Annotated in this window: 15 protein-coding genes; 8 read left to right on the top strand and 7 right to left on the bottom strand. The window is 71.2% G+C overall.

Annotated elements, in window-relative coordinates:
• Positions 1-91 precede the first annotated feature (91 nt).
• Both ABD331_RS56590 and ABD331_RS56585 read left to right on the top strand, forming a co-directional pair.
• On the top strand, positions 92-1,213 hold the full coding sequence (locus tag ABD331_RS56590; protein WP_344495154.1) for a CaiB/BaiF CoA transferase family protein: 1,122 nt from the start codon (positions 92-94) through the stop codon (positions 1,211-1,213).
• On the top strand, positions 1,210-2,361 hold the full coding sequence (locus tag ABD331_RS56585) for a cytochrome P450 (protein ID WP_344495152.1): 1,152 nt from the start codon (positions 1,210-1,212) through the stop codon (positions 2,359-2,361). Before ABD331_RS56590 ends, ABD331_RS56585 begins: the two co-directional genes overlap by 4 nt.
• On the opposite strand, the gene ABD331_RS56580 is transcribed toward ABD331_RS56585, so the two are convergent.
• Entirely contained in the window at positions 2,318-3,538 is a 1,221-nt protein-coding gene (locus ABD331_RS56580; protein ID WP_344495150.1) for an FAD-dependent monooxygenase, read from the bottom strand. The two genes, ABD331_RS56585 and ABD331_RS56580, sit on opposite strands and share 44 nt — an antisense overlap.
• An 80-nt stretch (positions 3,539-3,618) precedes the next feature.
• Here ABD331_RS56580 and ABD331_RS56575 point away from each other — a divergent pair, with 80 nt between their 5' ends.
• The gene (locus ABD331_RS56575; RefSeq protein WP_344495148.1) at positions 3,619-4,140 is read left to right on the top strand and encodes a TetR/AcrR family transcriptional regulator; all 522 of its coding nucleotides are present in this window, start codon (positions 3,619-3,621) and stop codon (positions 4,138-4,140) included.
• On the opposite strand, the gene ABD331_RS56570 is transcribed toward ABD331_RS56575, so the two are convergent.
• Complete coding sequence (locus tag ABD331_RS56570) at positions 4,141-4,593, bottom strand: GyrI-like domain-containing protein (RefSeq protein ID WP_344495146.1); 453 nt, start codon at positions 4,591-4,593, stop codon at positions 4,141-4,143. It lies immediately after the preceding gene.
• 96 nt (positions 4,594-4,689) lie between these two features.
• Here ABD331_RS56570 and ABD331_RS56565 point away from each other — a divergent pair, with 96 nt between their 5' ends.
• Complete coding sequence (locus ABD331_RS56565) at positions 4,690-6,129, top strand: GuaB1 family IMP dehydrogenase-related protein (protein ID WP_344495144.1); 1,440 nt, start codon at positions 4,690-4,692, stop codon at positions 6,127-6,129.
• A 43-nt stretch (positions 6,130-6,172) separates the two neighbouring features.
• Here ABD331_RS56565 and ABD331_RS56560 read toward each other — a convergent pair whose 3' ends face one another.
• Positions 6,173-6,991: an SDR family NAD(P)-dependent oxidoreductase gene (locus tag ABD331_RS56560; protein ID WP_344495142.1), complete on the bottom strand. Its 819-nt coding sequence runs from the start codon at positions 6,989-6,991 to the stop codon at positions 6,173-6,175.
• Between the two features lie 78 nt (positions 6,992-7,069).
• On the opposite strand from ABD331_RS56560, the gene ABD331_RS56555 reads away from it, so the two are divergent.
• From ABD331_RS56555 to ABD331_RS56545, 3 genes are all read left to right on the top strand, one after another.
• On the top strand, positions 7,070-7,444 hold the full coding sequence (locus ABD331_RS56555) for an FKBP-type peptidyl-prolyl cis-trans isomerase (protein WP_148441408.1): 375 nt from the start codon (positions 7,070-7,072) through the stop codon (positions 7,442-7,444).
• A gap of 677 nt (positions 7,445-8,121) precedes the next feature.
• Positions 8,122-9,645: an ATP-dependent DNA ligase gene (locus ABD331_RS56550; RefSeq protein ID WP_344495140.1), complete on the top strand. Its 1,524-nt coding sequence runs from the start codon at positions 8,122-8,124 to the stop codon at positions 9,643-9,645.
• Positions 9,646-9,894: 249 nt separating this feature from the next.
• Entirely contained in the window at positions 9,895-10,695 is an 801-nt protein-coding gene (locus ABD331_RS56545) for a septal ring lytic transglycosylase RlpA family protein (protein ID WP_344495138.1), read from the top strand.
• A 39-nt stretch (positions 10,696-10,734) separates the two neighbouring features.
• On the opposite strand, the gene ABD331_RS56540 is transcribed toward ABD331_RS56545, so the two are convergent.
• Complete coding sequence (locus ABD331_RS56540; RefSeq protein ID WP_344495136.1) at positions 10,735-11,328, bottom strand: DUF1707 and DUF4870 domain-containing protein; 594 nt, start codon at positions 11,326-11,328, stop codon at positions 10,735-10,737.
• Between the two features lie 133 nt (positions 11,329-11,461).
• Between ABD331_RS56540 and ABD331_RS56535 the strand changes: the two genes are divergently transcribed.
• Entirely contained in the window at positions 11,462-11,806 is a 345-nt protein-coding gene (locus ABD331_RS56535) for a hypothetical protein (RefSeq protein ID WP_148441410.1), read from the top strand.
• A 58-nt stretch (positions 11,807-11,864) separates the two neighbouring features.
• On the opposite strand, the gene ABD331_RS56530 is transcribed toward ABD331_RS56535, so the two are convergent.
• The 3 genes from ABD331_RS56530 to ABD331_RS56520 all read right to left on the bottom strand — a co-directional run bounded on the left by ABD331_RS56530 (position 11,865) and on the right by ABD331_RS56520 (position 13,900).
• The gene (locus ABD331_RS56530) at positions 11,865-12,098 is read right to left on the bottom strand and encodes a hypothetical protein (RefSeq protein ID WP_344495133.1); all 234 of its coding nucleotides are present in this window, start codon (positions 12,096-12,098) and stop codon (positions 11,865-11,867) included.
• Between the two features lie 257 nt (positions 12,099-12,355).
• Complete coding sequence (locus ABD331_RS56525; RefSeq protein ID WP_344495131.1) at positions 12,356-12,619, bottom strand: hypothetical protein; 264 nt, start codon at positions 12,617-12,619, stop codon at positions 12,356-12,358.
• Between the two features lie 102 nt (positions 12,620-12,721).
• The gene (locus ABD331_RS56520) at positions 12,722-13,900 is read right to left on the bottom strand and encodes a DUF4192 domain-containing protein (protein WP_344495129.1); all 1,179 of its coding nucleotides are present in this window, start codon (positions 13,898-13,900) and stop codon (positions 12,722-12,724) included.
• Positions 13,901-14,392: the final 492 nt, after the last annotated feature.

Here is a 14,392-nt window from a genome sequence, read left to right as displayed (position 1 = left end):
CCAGTTCTTCGCCGGAAGGTCGGAAAGGCCGCTTGCACCAGATCACCGAATGTTGTTCTACTGGGGCAGGGTCCACAGCAAGGAGAGGTCGATGACTGAGGTTCGCCGGGGTCCGCTGTCCGGAGTGCGCGTGCTGGAGCTCGCCGGGCTCGCCCCTGGGCCGTTCGCGGGGATGATGCTAGCCGATCACGGCGCGGAAGTCCTGCGTATCGACCGGGTGAAGGCGGTCTCCGACCGCCCGCGCACCGACGTCATGGACCGCGGCAAGCAGACGATCGGGCTCGACCTGAAGGCGCCGGAAGGCGTGGCCGCGTTCAAGGAGCTGGTCCGGCACGCCGACGTCGTGATCGAGGTGTTCCGCCCGGGCGTGGCCGAGCGGCTCGGCATCGGCCCCGAGGACCTGCACGCGATCAACGAGCGGCTCGTCTACGGCCGCATGACGGGCTGGGGGCAGGACGGGCCGCTGGCGCCGACCGCCGGGCACGACATCGACTACATCGCCGTCTCCGGCGTGCTGTCGATGCTGGGCCGCGAGGGCGGCAAGCCGACGCCGCCGATCAACATCCTGGGCGACTTCGCCGGCGGCGGGCTGATGCTCGCGTACGGGGTGCTGCTGGCGCTGTTCGAGCGGGAGCGCACCGGCCTGGGCCGGGTGATCGACGCGGCCATGGTGGACGGGGCCGCGGTCCTGTTCTCGATGTTCTACCAGGGCGTGCAGAGCGGATTCTGGGGACCTCGCGGGACGAACCTGCTCGACACCGGCGCCCCGCAGTACGACACCTACGAGACGGCCGACGGCGAGCACATGGCCGTCGGCTCGCTGGAGCCGCAGTTCTGGGAGGCCATGGTCACCCTGATGGGCCTGACCGACCTGCCCGACAGGAACGACAGGGCCCAGTGGCCGGCGCTCAGGGCGCGCCTGGCCGAGGAGTTCAGGAAGAAGACCCGCGCCGAGTGGGAGGCCCTCTTCGACGGGTCCGACGCCTGCGTCTCGCCCGTGCTGTCGATGGCCGAGGCGCCCGAGCACCCGCACAACGTCGCCCGTGGCTCCTTCGTCAAGGTCGGCGGCGTCACCCATCCCGCTCCGGCGCCGCGCCTGCTCGGCGTGCCGGCGCAGGACCTCTCCCCCGCCACCCGCCTGGCCGACCTGTCCGGCTGGGGTCTGAACCAGGAGGAGGCGGACAAGCTACGTAGCCAAGGGGTACTCGCATGATCGACTTACTCGACGGCGCCTTGTACGCCGGTGATCCCTCCCCCGTCTACGCCTGGCTCCGCGAGCACGCGCCCGTCTACCGCGACGAGCCCAACGGCCTGTGGGGCGTCTCCCGCCACGCCGACATCTCGGCCATCGAACGCGATCCGCGCCTGTGGACCAGCACCGTCGGCTACCGCCCCCAGCTCCCCTCCGAACCGTCCATGATCGGTCTGGACGACCCCGAGCACGCCGAGCGCCGCCGCCTCGTCTACCGCCGCTTCACCCCCCGCCACGTGCACGCCCGCTACGCCGCCCGGGTCCGCGAGGTCGTCGTCGAGCTGATCACCTCCGCGCTGGAGCGGGGCACGGTGGACGCGGTGAGCGAGCTGGCCGCGCCGCTGCCCGCCCGCATGATCGGCTGGCTGCTCGGCTTCCCCGACGAGGACTGGCCGCGGCTCAAGCACTGGTCCGAGACCACGATCGTGGCCGGCGGCGGGCTGCGTTACGTCACCCACGAGGCCGCCGTGGCGGCGGGCGAGTACGGCCAGGCCGTGCTGGAGCTGGCCGCCGAGCGGCGCGCCAGCCCGCGCGACGACCTGCTGTCCCTGTGGTGCGCCACCCCCGGCTACGACGACGAATGCCTGGCCAACGACGCGCTGCTGCTGCTCGACGGCGGCGCCGAGACCACCAGGACGGTCATCGCCACCGCCATCGACGCGCTCATCCGCCACCCCGGCCAGTGGCGGCTGCTGCGCGCGGACCGGGAGCTGATGGAAGGGGCCGTCGAGGAGTTCATCCGGTGGACCACGCCGATCCTCAACATGTGCAGGGCCGCCACCCGCGACACCACGCTGCACGGGCAGGAGATCGGCGCCGGCCAGCAGGTGCTGCTCATGTACGGGTCGGCGAACCGGGACCCTGAGGTGTTCACCGACCCCGACGTCTTCGACGTGACCAGGAAGCCCGGCGGGCACATCGCGTTCGGCCTGGGCACGCACTTCTGCCTGGGCGCGGCGCTGGCCAGGCTGGAGCTGCGGATCTTCTTCGAGGAGTGGCTGGACCGGGTGGGGTCGGCCGAGTGGGCCGACGCCGACGGGCCGCGCATCCTGCCCAACGCCTTCGTCAGGGGTGTGACGTCGTTTCCCGTGGTGCTGCGTAGTCCTTGAGCGCGACCGAGTCGTGCAGCCGCGCCCCGTTGCCGCCCGCCTTCAGCACGGCCCTGGTCAGGCCGACGGGCAGCCGGTTCACCAGCCGCACGCCCTGCTTCAGCGCCCACAGGTCGAAGCGGCTGCCCGGCACGATCCGCCTGGCCGCGCCGATCGCGAACGTGCGGCTGCGGCGCACGTACGCGCCGATCTCCGCCTCGTAGGCGGGGAAGGCGCGCGTGTGGTCGCCGCCGTGCGCGGCCAGCTCGCCCGCCAGCACGTACGCGCCCACGACCGCCAGGCTCGTGCTGCCCCCGACGGCCGGCCCCGGGCAGTGGCCCGCGTCGCCCACGAGCGTCACCCGGCCGCGTGACCAGGTGTCGAGGCGGAGCTGGGTGATCGAGTCGAAGTAGAACGCCGGCGTGCGCTCCAGCTCCGCCAGGATCCTCGGCACCAGCCCGCCGACGCCGGCGAAGCGCTCGCGCAGCAGCTCCTTCTGCCGGGCGACGTCCCTGTGGTGGTAGTCGAGCGGCTCCGGCGTCCTGAAGAAGAACCCGGCGCGGGCGTCGCCCAGGTGCGCCGCCCCGTACATGGCGGCCATCCAGCCGACGCCCGCGACGCCCTCCATGTGGTTGTCCAGCTCCAGGAAGTTGGGCACCGACAGGACCGCGAGGTAGGCGCCGATCCAGTGCGTGAACCGCGACTCGGGCCCGAAGACCAGGCGGCGCACGTTGGAGTGCAGGCCGTCGGCCCCGATCACCAGGTCGTACCGGCCCGGCTCGCCGCGCTCGAACGTGACCTCGCCGTCCGCGGAGATCGAGGTGATCGAGTCGTCGAAGACGTACTCGGCGTCGTGGCGGGTGGCCTCGTAGAGGATCTCGCTCAGGTCGTCGCGCATGATCTCGACGTGCCGGTCGGAGATGGCGCCGAGGACGCGCCGCAGCTCCAGGTCCACGCGGGCGCCGTCCTCTGTGTGCAGGGTGAGGTGCTCGGTGCCGGTCTTGCGCGCCACGACCTGATCGACCACGCCCATCCGCTCGGCGATGTCCATGGCGGGCCTGAACAGGTCGACGGCGTGGCCGCCCGCCTTACGCAGCGCGGGGGCCCGCTCGACGACGGTGACGGTGAAGCCGTACCTGGTCAGCCAGTACGCCAGCACCGGCCCCGCGATGCTCGCACCCGAGATGAGAACCCGCATGACGCCCTCCTTACCTATCGTTAAGTAAGTACGCTAGCACGCCGTCTTACTTAACGGTAGGTAAGGGCTATTCTCGGATCATGCCCAGTGACACCAGAACCCGCATCCAGGCGGTGGCCCGCGAGCTGTTCGTGCAGCAGGGCATCCAGAACACCAGCCTGCGGCAGATCTCCGAGCGGCTGGGCATCACCAAGCCCGCGCTCTACTACCACTTCTCCTCACGCGACGACCTGGTGCGCAGCATCGTGGAGCCGCTGGTGGAGGACATCGAGAGGTTCCTGCGCGGCCGGGCACCCGGAGGCGAGCCGCGTGTGCTGCTCGACGACTATTTCGAGCTGATCTGGCGGCACCGCGAAGTGATCGTGATGATGGTGCGCGATCTGACCACGCTCGGCCATCTCGACCTGGGCACGCGCATGTTCGAGTGGCGGCGGGAGCTGATCGCCAGGCTGCTGGGGCCGGACCTCACCACGGCACAGCAGATCAGGGCGACGGTGGCGCTCGGCGGCATGTCCGACTGCGCGGTGGAGTTCGCGCACCTGCCGCTGGAGGAGGTCAAGCCGACGGCCGTCGAGGCGGCGGCCGTCGTGCTCGGACTCTGACTAGACCGCGATGTACAGGTCCACCCCGTCGGGGTGGTGCACCTCGAGATCCGTCGTGAAGGCACGCGGTGGCGTGCCGCCCGACTCGGTGTGCTTCCACACCGTCTGCCACGACTCGACCAGCGACTGCGGCAGCGGCCCCCGGGCCTCCAGCCGTAGCGCCTGACCGGCCGGAACGCGTACGGCCACCATGCCCTCCGGCAGTCGCGGCACCGTGCGCACACCCGTGCCGACGATCTGCGTGAAGGCCCCGTGATGGTCGCTCTCGTAGTCGGTGAGCACCGCGTACAGGTTCTCGTCCACGCGGCCGGGCACGTGCGCGAAGGCGCCGGGCGCCCCCGCCCGCTGCCACAGAGCGGGCAGTTTGGCCCGCGCCGGATCCATCTCGTCGGCGTTCGTGGTGCGTACGGCGAAACCGACGACCACCAGTTCGGCCCGTTCGGTGACGTTCACAGACCCTCCCTCCCCCAAAAGTGTCCCGGCCGATCATAAGGCCCCCAGAAACGGGGAAATGCCTTGTTGACCTGTCAGCACATAAGATGGATGAACGTGAGATTTCTCAACGACCTCGAGCCACATTACGACCTGACCTATAGCGACGTGTTCATGGTCCCGTCGCGTTCCGCGGTCGGCTCCCGGCTCGCCGTCGATCTTTCGACGAACGACGGCACGGGCACCACCATCCCGATCGTCGTGGCCAACATGACAGCCGTCGCCGGGCGGCGCATGGCCGAGACCGTCGCGCGGCGGGGCGGCATCACCGTGATCCCGCAGGACATTCCGCTCGACGTCGTGGCGGAGGTCGTCGACTGGGTCAAGAAGCGCGACCTCGTCCACGACACGCCCCTCACCCTGACCCCGCACGACACCGTCGGCGAAGCCCTGCAACTGCTGCCCAAGCGGGCGCACAACGCGATCATCGTGGTCGACTGGGAGAACCGCCCCGTCGGCGTCGTCACCGAGGCCGACTGCCGCGACGTGGACATGTTCACGCAACTCTCCCACGTCATGTCGAGCGAGCTGCTCACGCTGCCCGCCGGGCTCGACCCGCGCACCGCCTTCGACCGCCTGCACGAGGGCCGGCACCGGCTCGCGCCCATCGTGGACGACGAGGGACGGCTCGTCGGCATCCTCACCCGCACGGGCGCCCTGCGCGCCACCCTCTACCAGCCCGCCGTGGACGCCGGAGGCAGGCTGCGCATCGCCGCCGCCGTCGGCGTGAACGGCGACGTCGCCGCCAAGGCCAAGGAGCTGCTGGAGGCCGGGATCGACTGCCTGGTCGTCGACACCGCGCACGGCCACCAGGACAAGATGGTCGCCGCGCTGCGCGCCGTCAGGGCCCTCGACCCCGGCGTGCCCGTCGCCGCCGGCAACGTCGTCACCGCCGACGGCGTGCGCGACCTGGTGGACGCCGGAGCCGACATCCTCAAGGTCGGCGTCGGGCCAGGCGCCATGTGCACCACCCGGATGATGACCGGCGTCGGCCGGCCGCAGTTCTCCGCCGTGCTCGAGTGCGCCGCCGAGGCCCGCCGCCTGGGGCGGCACGTGTGGGCCGACGGCGGCGTGCGCCACCCGCGTGACGTGGCGCTCGCCCTGGCCGCCGGGGCGTCGAACGTGATGATCGGGTCGTGGTTCGCGGGGACGTACGAGTCGCCCGGCGACACCCACCATGACGCGAACGGGCGGGCGTACAAGGAGAACTACGGCATGGCCTCCGCGCGGGCCGTGCGGCTGCGGACGGCCGAGGACTCCGCGTTCGAGCGGGCCAGGAAGGCGCTGTTCGAGGAGGGCATCTCGACGTCCAGGATGTACCTCGACCCGAAGCGGCCCAGCGTGGAGGACCAGATCGACGCCATCGTGGCCGGGTTGCGGTCGTCGTGCACCTATGCGGGGGCCTCCACCCTGGAGGAGTTCCACGCCAAGGCCGTCGTGGGGATCCAGAGCGGGTCGGGGTACGCGGAGGGCATGCCGCTGCACCAGAGCTGGTAAATCGTTCATGTGCTGCGCCGATCGTTATGTCCTGTTTCGATCGTTATGTTCTGCGCCAGCCGCCCGCCGCGTTGATGCCGCCGTCCACGTGCAGCGTCGTGCCGGTCACGAACCTGGCCAGGTCACCGGCCAGGAACACGGCCGCCGCGGCGGCGTCGCGGGGCTCGCCCAGGTGGCCCAGCGGCGGCACGCGTACCGGCTCGTAGGGCAGCGGGCGGGCCGGCATGCGCTCGCGCACGCCCGCCTCGCCCTCGGTCGGGATCGCGTCGGGGGCGATGGCGTTCACCCTGACGCCCCTGGGCGCCAGCTCCAGCGCCAGCGACTTCGTCAGGCTCTCCACGGCCGCCTTCATGGCCGCGTACACGGCGAAACCGGGCGCGGCCTGGTGCGCCTCGCTCGACGTCACGTTGATGATCGACCCGCCCGCGGACATCATCGGCAGCAGACACCGGATCATGCCGGTGACCTGCGTGAAGTTCTCCTCGATGAGGACCTGCTCGCCGCGCGCCGAGGTGTCGGCGAACCCGGCGTGGAAGGTGCCGCCCGCGTTGTTCACCAGCACGTCCACGCGGCCCCACCGCTCGCGTACGGCCTGCGCGAAGACCTCCACCGCCACGTGGTCGCGCACGTCGAGCGTCATCGCCAGCTCGCCCTCCGGCTTGTCGCGGTCGCCCTCCGGCTTGTCGCGGTCGCCCTCCGGCTTGTCGCGGTCGCCCTCTGGCTTGTCGCGGTCGCAGACCGCCACGTGCGCGCCGAACGCGGCGAACGCCTGCGCGATGGCCAGGCCGAGGCCCCTGGCCGCCCCGGTGACGACGGCCACGCGGCCGGTGAGCAGGAACGCGTCGGGAGAAAGGGCGGCCATGAACGTTGACGATATCCCGACCGCATAGAGTCGTCGGGTCCATTCTCTTCGAGAACAACCGTCAACAGGAGCACTTTCGTGGCACTCCAGAAGCCCGAGATCGATTTTCCGGGCGGCGAACCGCCCAAGGACCTCGAGATCGAGGACCTGACCGTCGGCGACGGCGACGAGGCCAAGCCCGGCCAGAACGTACGCGTCCACTACGTGGGCGTGTCGTTCTCGACCGGCGAGGAGTTCGACGCGTCGTGGAACCGTGGCCAGCCGTTCGAGTTCCCGCTGGGCGCCGGGCGCGTCATCGGGGGCTGGGACCAGGGCGTGGCGGGCATGAAGGTCGGCGGCCGGCGCAAGCTGGTCATCCCGCCGCACCTCGGCTACGGCACCCGTGGCGCCCCTCCGCGCATCAAGCCGAACGAGACGCTCATCTTCGTCGTCGACCTGCTCGGCGTGAGCTGACGCTCTCGCGGTGAGGCGCCGGCGCCTTGGCGGCCCGGCGCCTTCCCGCGCCCCCCGCATCCTTCCCGCATCATTCGTGCGCCCCTCGCGTCCCCTCGCGTCCCCCCGCGTCTCCCCTCGTCCTTCGCGCGTCCCTCGCGCGTCCCTCGCGCCTTCCCGCGTCCTTCGTGCGCCTTCCCGCGCCTCCGCGCCCCTCCCGCGGCCTTCCCGCGCCCCTCCCGCGGCCTTCCCGCGCGCCTCCCGCGTCCTTCCCGCCCCCCTTCGCGTGCCCCTCGTGCGCCTCGCCGCGTCCCTCGCGCGCCCCTCGCACCCCCGGCACCCCCGCCCCCTCGCGCACCTGCCACCCCTCCGGCACCTCGCGCACCTCCAGCACCGCAGGCGGCCCCTTACGCACCTCGTGCGCCCCTCGCGCCTTCCTCGCGCACCCCTCGAGCACCTCGCATCCCCGTACCCCTCGCGCCTCGCCCCTCACGCCCCTCGCGCACCTCCCGCACCTCGCGCGCCACCCCGCACCCTCCCACCCCCTTCGCGTGCCCTTCCTGCGCGTGCTTGGCGTCCTTCCCCCGCGCCTTGCAGCCTCCCTCGGCACACGGGCGGATATCGGTCTTCTTCCGCTCATCGACACACGGGTCAATTTCAAGTGGGGAAATGTCGTCGGCTTGAGGCACGATAGGCGTGTGCTTCTGATCGACGTGGTCCGGGTGTCCGAGGCGGTGACGCGCACGTCCGCGAGGCTCGGCAAGGTGGGTCACCTGGCGGAGCTGCTGGGCCGGGTCGGTCCCGGCGAGGCGGAGATCGCGATCGCCTACTTGTCGGGCGAGCTGCCGCAGCGCCAGGTCGGCGTGGGCTGGCGCACGCTGGAGGACATGCCGCAGCCCAAGCTCGCCGCCACCGCCACGCTCACCGACGTCGACCTGCTGCTGAGCCGGATCAAGGCCGTGTCGGGCCAGGGCTCGCAGGCGGCGCGCAAGGCGCTGGTGGCCGAGCTGTTCGCGGGGCTGACCAGCCAGGAGCAGCAGTTCATGCGGCGGCTGCTGCACGGCGAGCTGCGCCAGGGCGCGCTCGACGGCGTCATGATCGAGGCCGTCGCCAAGGCCTCCGGCGCGCCGTCGGTCGACGTGCGCCGCGCGCTCACGCTGCGCGGCTGGCTTCCGGCCGTGGGCGCCGCCGCGCTGAGCGGCGGGGTGCCGGCGCTGCACGCGTTCCGGCTGGAGGTCGGGCGGGCGGTCGCGCCCATGCTGGCGGGCAGCGCGCCGAACGTGGCCGCCGCCCTGGAGAAGGCGGGCGCGCCTGCGGCGCTGGAGTGGAAGCTCGACGGCGTACGCGTGCAGGCCCACCGATCGGGCACCGAGGTGCGCGTCTTCACCCGCACGCTCGACGACATCACGCCGCAGGTGCCTGAGCTGGTCGAGGCGGTGCTGGAGATGCCGTCCGCCGACCTCGTCCTCGACGGCGAGGTGATCGCGTTGCGCCCCGACGGGCGGCCGCACCCGTTCCAGGTGACCGCCAGCCGCGTCTCCAGCAAGACGAACGTGGCCGCGCTGCGCGAGCAGACGCCGCTGAGCGTGTTCTTCTTCGACGCCCTGCGCGTGGACGGCGCCGACCTGCTCGACCTGCCCTACGCCCAGCGCCAGGAGGCGCTGTCCCGCACGGTGCCGCAGGGCCTGCTGACGCCGCGGCTGGTGAGCGGTGACGTCGCCGAGGCGGAGAAGTTCTTCATCGACGTCGTCAAGGCCGGGCACGAGGGCCTGGTGGTCAAGTCGCTGGTCTCCCCGTACGCGGCGGGGCGGCGCGGGGCGGGCTGGATCAAGGTGAAGCCCCGTCACACGCTCGACCTGGTGGTCCTGGCGGCCGAGTGGGGTCACGGCAGGCGCGAGGGCAAGCTGTCCAACCTGCACCTGGGCGCGCGTGACCCGGAGGGCGGGTTCGTGATGCTGGGCAAGACGTTCAAGGGGCTGACGGACGAGCTGCTGGCCTGGCAGACGCAGCGCTTCCTGGAGCTGGCCGAGGGGCCGACCGACGAGTGGACGGTGCGGCTGCGGCCCGAGCTGGTCGTGGAGATCGCCTTCGACGGGGTGCAGCGCTCGCCGCGTTACCCGGGGGGCATGGCGCTGCGCTTCGCCCGGGTGCTGCGGTACCGGCCGGACAAGCGGGTCGAGGACGCCGACACCGTCGAGACCGTTCGTTCCCTGATGCTCTGATCCTTTCGGTGTTCTCCGGAAACCTGAAGATCCACGGCGTACGCTCGGCTTGGTGGCACCCTTTGCGGCTTAAGTGAGATATTTCACTGGACGTCCCATTAAGTTGCCTTTGCCTGCTCTTTGTCGCATATGTTCGTGCCCATCGCGCGGAATCCCCCACCCCGCGCCAGGATCGGCCGCCGCATGCCCCCACTCCCCACGGATCCGGCCTTTCCCCGTCCTTTCCCCTATCTAGGACCGTGGTTTACCTTGGGCCAGCACACCCGCAAGCCGTCTCCCCAGGACCCTCGCGAGCCGTCCGGCTCGCAGCGCAAGGCCACCTCGAACCGGCGCCGCTGGACCACCGTCGCCGCCGGCGCGGCCGTCGTCGCCGCCGCCTCCACCACCGCCTGGGCCGCCATCGGCAACGACTCCCCCGCCCGGACGACGGCCTCCACCCCGAAGCCCTCCTCGTCCCCCGCTTCTGAGGCTCCCCCGGCCCCTGCCGCGGCGGCGGCCCGGCCGAAGACCGCCCAGTCTTCCCCGCAGCTCAGCCCGTCCACCACGAAGCAGCCCAAATCCCCGGAGCCCTCCCCCACCACCTCCCGGCCCTCCTCCCCGTCCCCGAAGGAGCCTCCCCGCCAGACTTCGGAGGCGGCTTCCCCTCAGCCCTCGCATCAGGCCTCGAACCAGCCCTCGCATCAGGCCGAGTCCGAGATCCGGACGGAGGCCGCCAAGACGAAGGCCACAAAGGCCACAAAGGTGCCGAAGTTCCGCGTCCTGTCCTCCGGAAGCTGCGGCGCCTCCTACTACGGCGAGCCCCAGATGACCGCCAGCGGCGAACGCTTCAACCCCGCCGCCATGACCGCCGCCCACAAGACCCTCCCCCTGGGCAGCAAGGTCCGCGTCACCAACCCGAACAACGGCGAGTCCGTCACGGTCCGCATCAACGACCGCGGCCCCTACATCGGCGGACGCTGCCTCGACCTGTCCAAAGCCGCCTTCGCCGCCATCGGGAACATCAACTCCGGAGTGATGCGGGTCAAGTACGAGGTGCTCGGCCGCCGCTAGCGGAAAGCGCCCGCGAATTACCCCTCTCCGGCCCGCCGGTCACTTCACCAGGCGAATTGTCATCGGGTAACGGAAATCGCTCTCCGACAACGCCGAGACGCCGCCGACGATCGACAGGATTAGGGCCGCGACCCAGATGAACGGCACCAGCACGATCCCGACGACGGTCAGCGGCAGCAATATCGAAGCGCCGACGACCGTGATCTGGAAGTTCAGCGCCTCCAGCGCGTGCTTGCGAATGTAAGGCGAGGTCTTCCCGCCGGTGAGCAGCAGGAGCAGCGGGCCGAGGATCGGGAAACCGACGATCGGCAGCGCGTGCGCGAGAGCTCCGCCGAGGCGCTCGTTGCTCTCCGCCATCCCCGCCGGAGCCGCCGAATGCGACAGCGCGGCGGCCCGGGGCACGGCCTGCTGGCCGTACAGCTCGTTCATGATGGGGACGAGGTCGCCGTGCGTGCGCGCCGTCATGGCACGCTCCAGGCGGTCGTCGAATTCGAGCTTGTCGAAGCGGCCTTCCGCGTATGCGGCTTTGACGTGCTCGACCACGTTCTCTCGGTCCTGGTTGGTGACGCGCAGATGAGCTGGCGGCACCTGTCCCGGCCCAGGGGTTTTCGGTACCCCAGCCATAATCGCCATGCCTCTCCTCAGAGAATCGAACGGTCTCCTCACATACTGCGTCCTGCTTGCCCGGGGTGCCATCGGGAGAATCCCGGATTCGTCCCCTAGATCATCCCCGACGCGGCGGCTCCAGACGGTATAAAAAGGATTCATGAGATGGCGAGACCGCTACGGCATTCGTCGACTGCGCGGCAGAAAGATCGCGAAGTTCGACCGCGAGGCGACTGACGCCGACATCGAGGCGCTCATCGCCTTCGCCCGTTCGCGGCGCGGTGTCGAGTTCTACGTCGAGCCGGAGACGTTCGCCACCGACACGACCGCCGTGGCGGTGGCCGACGACGGCGAGTGGACCAGGCGAAGGGTCGGCTCGCCGGCCGTGATCCACAAGGTCGCCCGCGATCTTGCCCTGCCTGTGTACGACGTTCAGCTCACCGGGTACCCGCAGCGGATGCGTGCTTACAACGAGCGTCGCAGGAAAGAAGAAGGCAACCTCTGACCCCCTCCCCTGGCCCGCGCGCCCTTTCTGCGCTCGGGCCAGGGTGATCGCCTTCTTGTCACATCAGGGTGCGGGCGTACGCGGCGTTGGTGTGGTCGCGCCACTCGACGATCCGGCGGCCGTCGTGCAGCCGGTAGACCGCCATGTTCCTGATCGGGGCTCGCGGGCGGCCCGGCAGGCGAGCCCGTGGACCTGTTCCGCGATGACGGCGTCGCCGCTCACGGCCTGGTTGGAGGCCGCTGTACTTGACGCGTTCCATGGCGGAGAAGACCCCGGCCCACATGCTGATCACCCGGTCGCGGCCCCTGATCTCGGGGTTTGCCGTAGTTCTCGGAACACGACGTCCGGGTCTAGGTAGGGGGCGAGCCTGGTGGCGTTCATGGCGACGAAGAGGCTCACGAACTCCCCAGCGTCGACATCAGCAGCGTCGGCGTCAGCAGCATGAGCGAGAGCGTCGGCAGCAGCAGCGTGAGCGAGAGCGTCGGCAACGCTGGCGTCAGTGTCGGCGGGGGTCAGGGGCAAGGGCCGCAGCGTCGGCAGCGGCCAGGATCAGTGTCGGAGGCGGGGGCGGGGGCGGCGTCCAAAGGCGGCGTCGGAGGCGGCGGCGTTGGGGGCGGCATCGGCGTCGGAGGCGGCGTTGGCGGCGGCGTCGTCGGCGGCAGCGGCAGCGTTGGCGGCGTCGGAGGCGGCGTCGTCGTCGGCGGCGTCGTCGTCGGCGTTGGCGTCGTCGTCGGCGTTGGCGTCGGCGTTGGCGTTGGCGTCGGCGTTGGCGTTGGCGGCGTCGGAGGTGAGCTGGCCAAGGCGTGCTGACAACGGGGCGTGGGTTGTGGCATGGCGGCGCCTTTGGTGAGGGGGCCGAGGGCGGGAGGTCGGCCCGCTCGCCTCGGCTCCGGAGCCGGCCCGCTCGTCCGGCCGTCACTCAAGGGGTGGGGGCGGGTCCTCCTCGTCGAGAAGGTCGATCAAGGGGAGTAGCCAGGCGGCGCAGGCCGGGCCCATGGTTTCGTCCAGCTCGGCCGGGGTGGGGAGGCGGCCCTGGAGGATGGTGGGGTTGAGCAGGTTCTGGAGGGCGTGCATGAGGAGGTTGGCCATCGAGTAGCCGGGGTCGGCCGTAAGGGCGCGTTCGAGGGCGATGGTGGCCTGGACGCTGTTGCCTGCCCGCCAGGCCGCCATCGCCAGCAGGGACGCGACCGGCGGCGTGAAGCGGGGCTCCAGTCTGCGGGTCAGGTCTTTCCAGAGGAGGGAGTGGGAGTCGTTCATCAGGGTCCAGGCCTCGTCGCGGACTCTCATGATCGTCAGGTCCAGGCCGAGTCTTGCCGCCTCCGCGTCGTTGAGGCGGCCGCCGTCGGTGTGGGTCTGGAGCGCCGACTGGACTCTGATCAGGGCCTCGGACACGTACTGTTCAGCGAAGGTGTGCAGGTCGGGGGCGGCCATGAGGCGGGCCTGGAAGTCCGCGATGGCCGCTGACGTGGCTCGGCGCATCGCCATCCGCACGGGGCCGGTGATCGGGGCCAGTGTGCGCTCCAGGGCCTCGCGGTTGGGGAGGGCTACGAGGCCGCGTACCGTGGCCTCGGCCGCTATCTGGCTGGAGGACAGGTCGTACGGGGTGCCGTCCGCTGGGCAGCAGGCGGGTAGGTCGCAGACGTACGACCAGTAGCGGCCCTCGTGGGCGCGCAGGGCCTCGCCTACGTGGACGCCGTCCATGCGTGCCAGCCTTCTGGCCTCGTCGACCGCCGGGGTTACCAGGTCGCCCGGGCCGTAGCCGATGATAACGATCTCCGTGATGCCCTCGCGGCCGAACAGGGGGGACATCGGGTCGAGGGTGCCCGGCGGGAAGGGGAGGCCCCATCTGGCCACCATCGTCGCCTGGCCTCGCGACAGGCCTATGACGATGAGGCTGGTGGTGGGGTGGAAGCCGACCAGGTAGGGGACGGCGGCCAGGACGTCGGTGGGGCTGGACAGAGTCAGGCAGGGCTCCGGGGTGAAGGAGGGAGCCGGGTCGGTGAGGGTCGAGTCGGTGAGGACCGGGTCTGTGGGGGTCGGGCGGGTCGGGCGGGTGGAGGTCGGGTCGGTGGCGGGGGGGTGCTGGGGTGGCAAGTTCCTGCTGGTCCTGCTGGCCCAGGTGGGAGGGGGAGGGGGTGGGGCGGTTGCTCGTCATGGGTCCACAGGGTGCCTGGTTTTGAGGGCGCGAAATGGGGCTCGGTCCGGTTCTGTGGATAAGGGTGAGGTGAGGGGTGAGTGGCTGTGGATAACCAGCTCAGAGTGGCTGGGCCAGCGGGTGACCGGGCTGCCGGGGGCCGAGGGCGGGGGGCCGGGGGCCGGGCTGCCGGAGGCGGGGCTGCCGGAGGCGGGGCTGCCGGAGGGCTCGGCAGGCGGAGGGCTCGGCAGGCGGAGGGCTGGGAGCATGCGGGCGCCGGGTGACACACCAATACTGGCGTCCGCAGGAAATGGCCAAGTGGCGGCCGAGCTGGCGGGACGGCCAGGGAGGCGGGGTGGCGAGGAGCGGGGCCGACGGGAGCGGGGCAGGCCGGGGGGCGAGCAGACCAGGCGGGGGTAGGCCGGGCGGGGGGGGGCAGGCCGAGCGGGAGG

The organism is Nonomuraea monospora (genome assembly GCF_039531895.1).
Classification (GTDB): domain Bacteria; phylum Actinomycetota; class Actinomycetes; order Streptosporangiales; family Streptosporangiaceae; genus Nonomuraea; species Nonomuraea monospora.
This window is presented reverse-complemented; position numbering and strand designations above follow the sequence as displayed.

Excerpts from the sequence above, each read along its gene's own strand:
- ABD331_RS56585 (WP_344495152.1), top strand. The coding sequence starts at position 1,210 with ATGATCGACTTACTCGACGGCGCCTTGTACGCCGGTGATCCCTCCCCC.
- ABD331_RS56575 (WP_344495148.1), top strand. The coding sequence starts at position 3,619 with ATGCCCAGTGACACCAGAACCCGCATCCAGGCGGTGGCCCGCGAGCTG.
- ABD331_RS56535 (WP_148441410.1), top strand. The coding sequence starts at position 11,462 with ATGAGATGGCGAGACCGCTACGGCATTCGTCGACTGCGCGGCAGAAAG.
- ABD331_RS56590 (WP_344495154.1), top strand. The coding sequence starts at position 92 with ATGACTGAGGTTCGCCGGGGTCCGCTGTCCGGAGTGCGCGTGCTGGAG.
- ABD331_RS56560 (WP_344495142.1), bottom strand. The coding sequence starts at position 6,991 with ATGGCCGCCCTTTCTCCCGACGCGTTCCTGCTCACCGGCCGCGTGGCC.
- ABD331_RS56540 (WP_344495136.1), bottom strand. The coding sequence starts at position 11,328 with ATGGCGATTATGGCTGGGGTACCGAAAACCCCTGGGCCGGGACAGGTG.
- ABD331_RS56580 (WP_344495150.1), bottom strand. The coding sequence starts at position 3,538 with ATGCGGGTTCTCATCTCGGGTGCGAGCATCGCGGGGCCGGTGCTGGCG.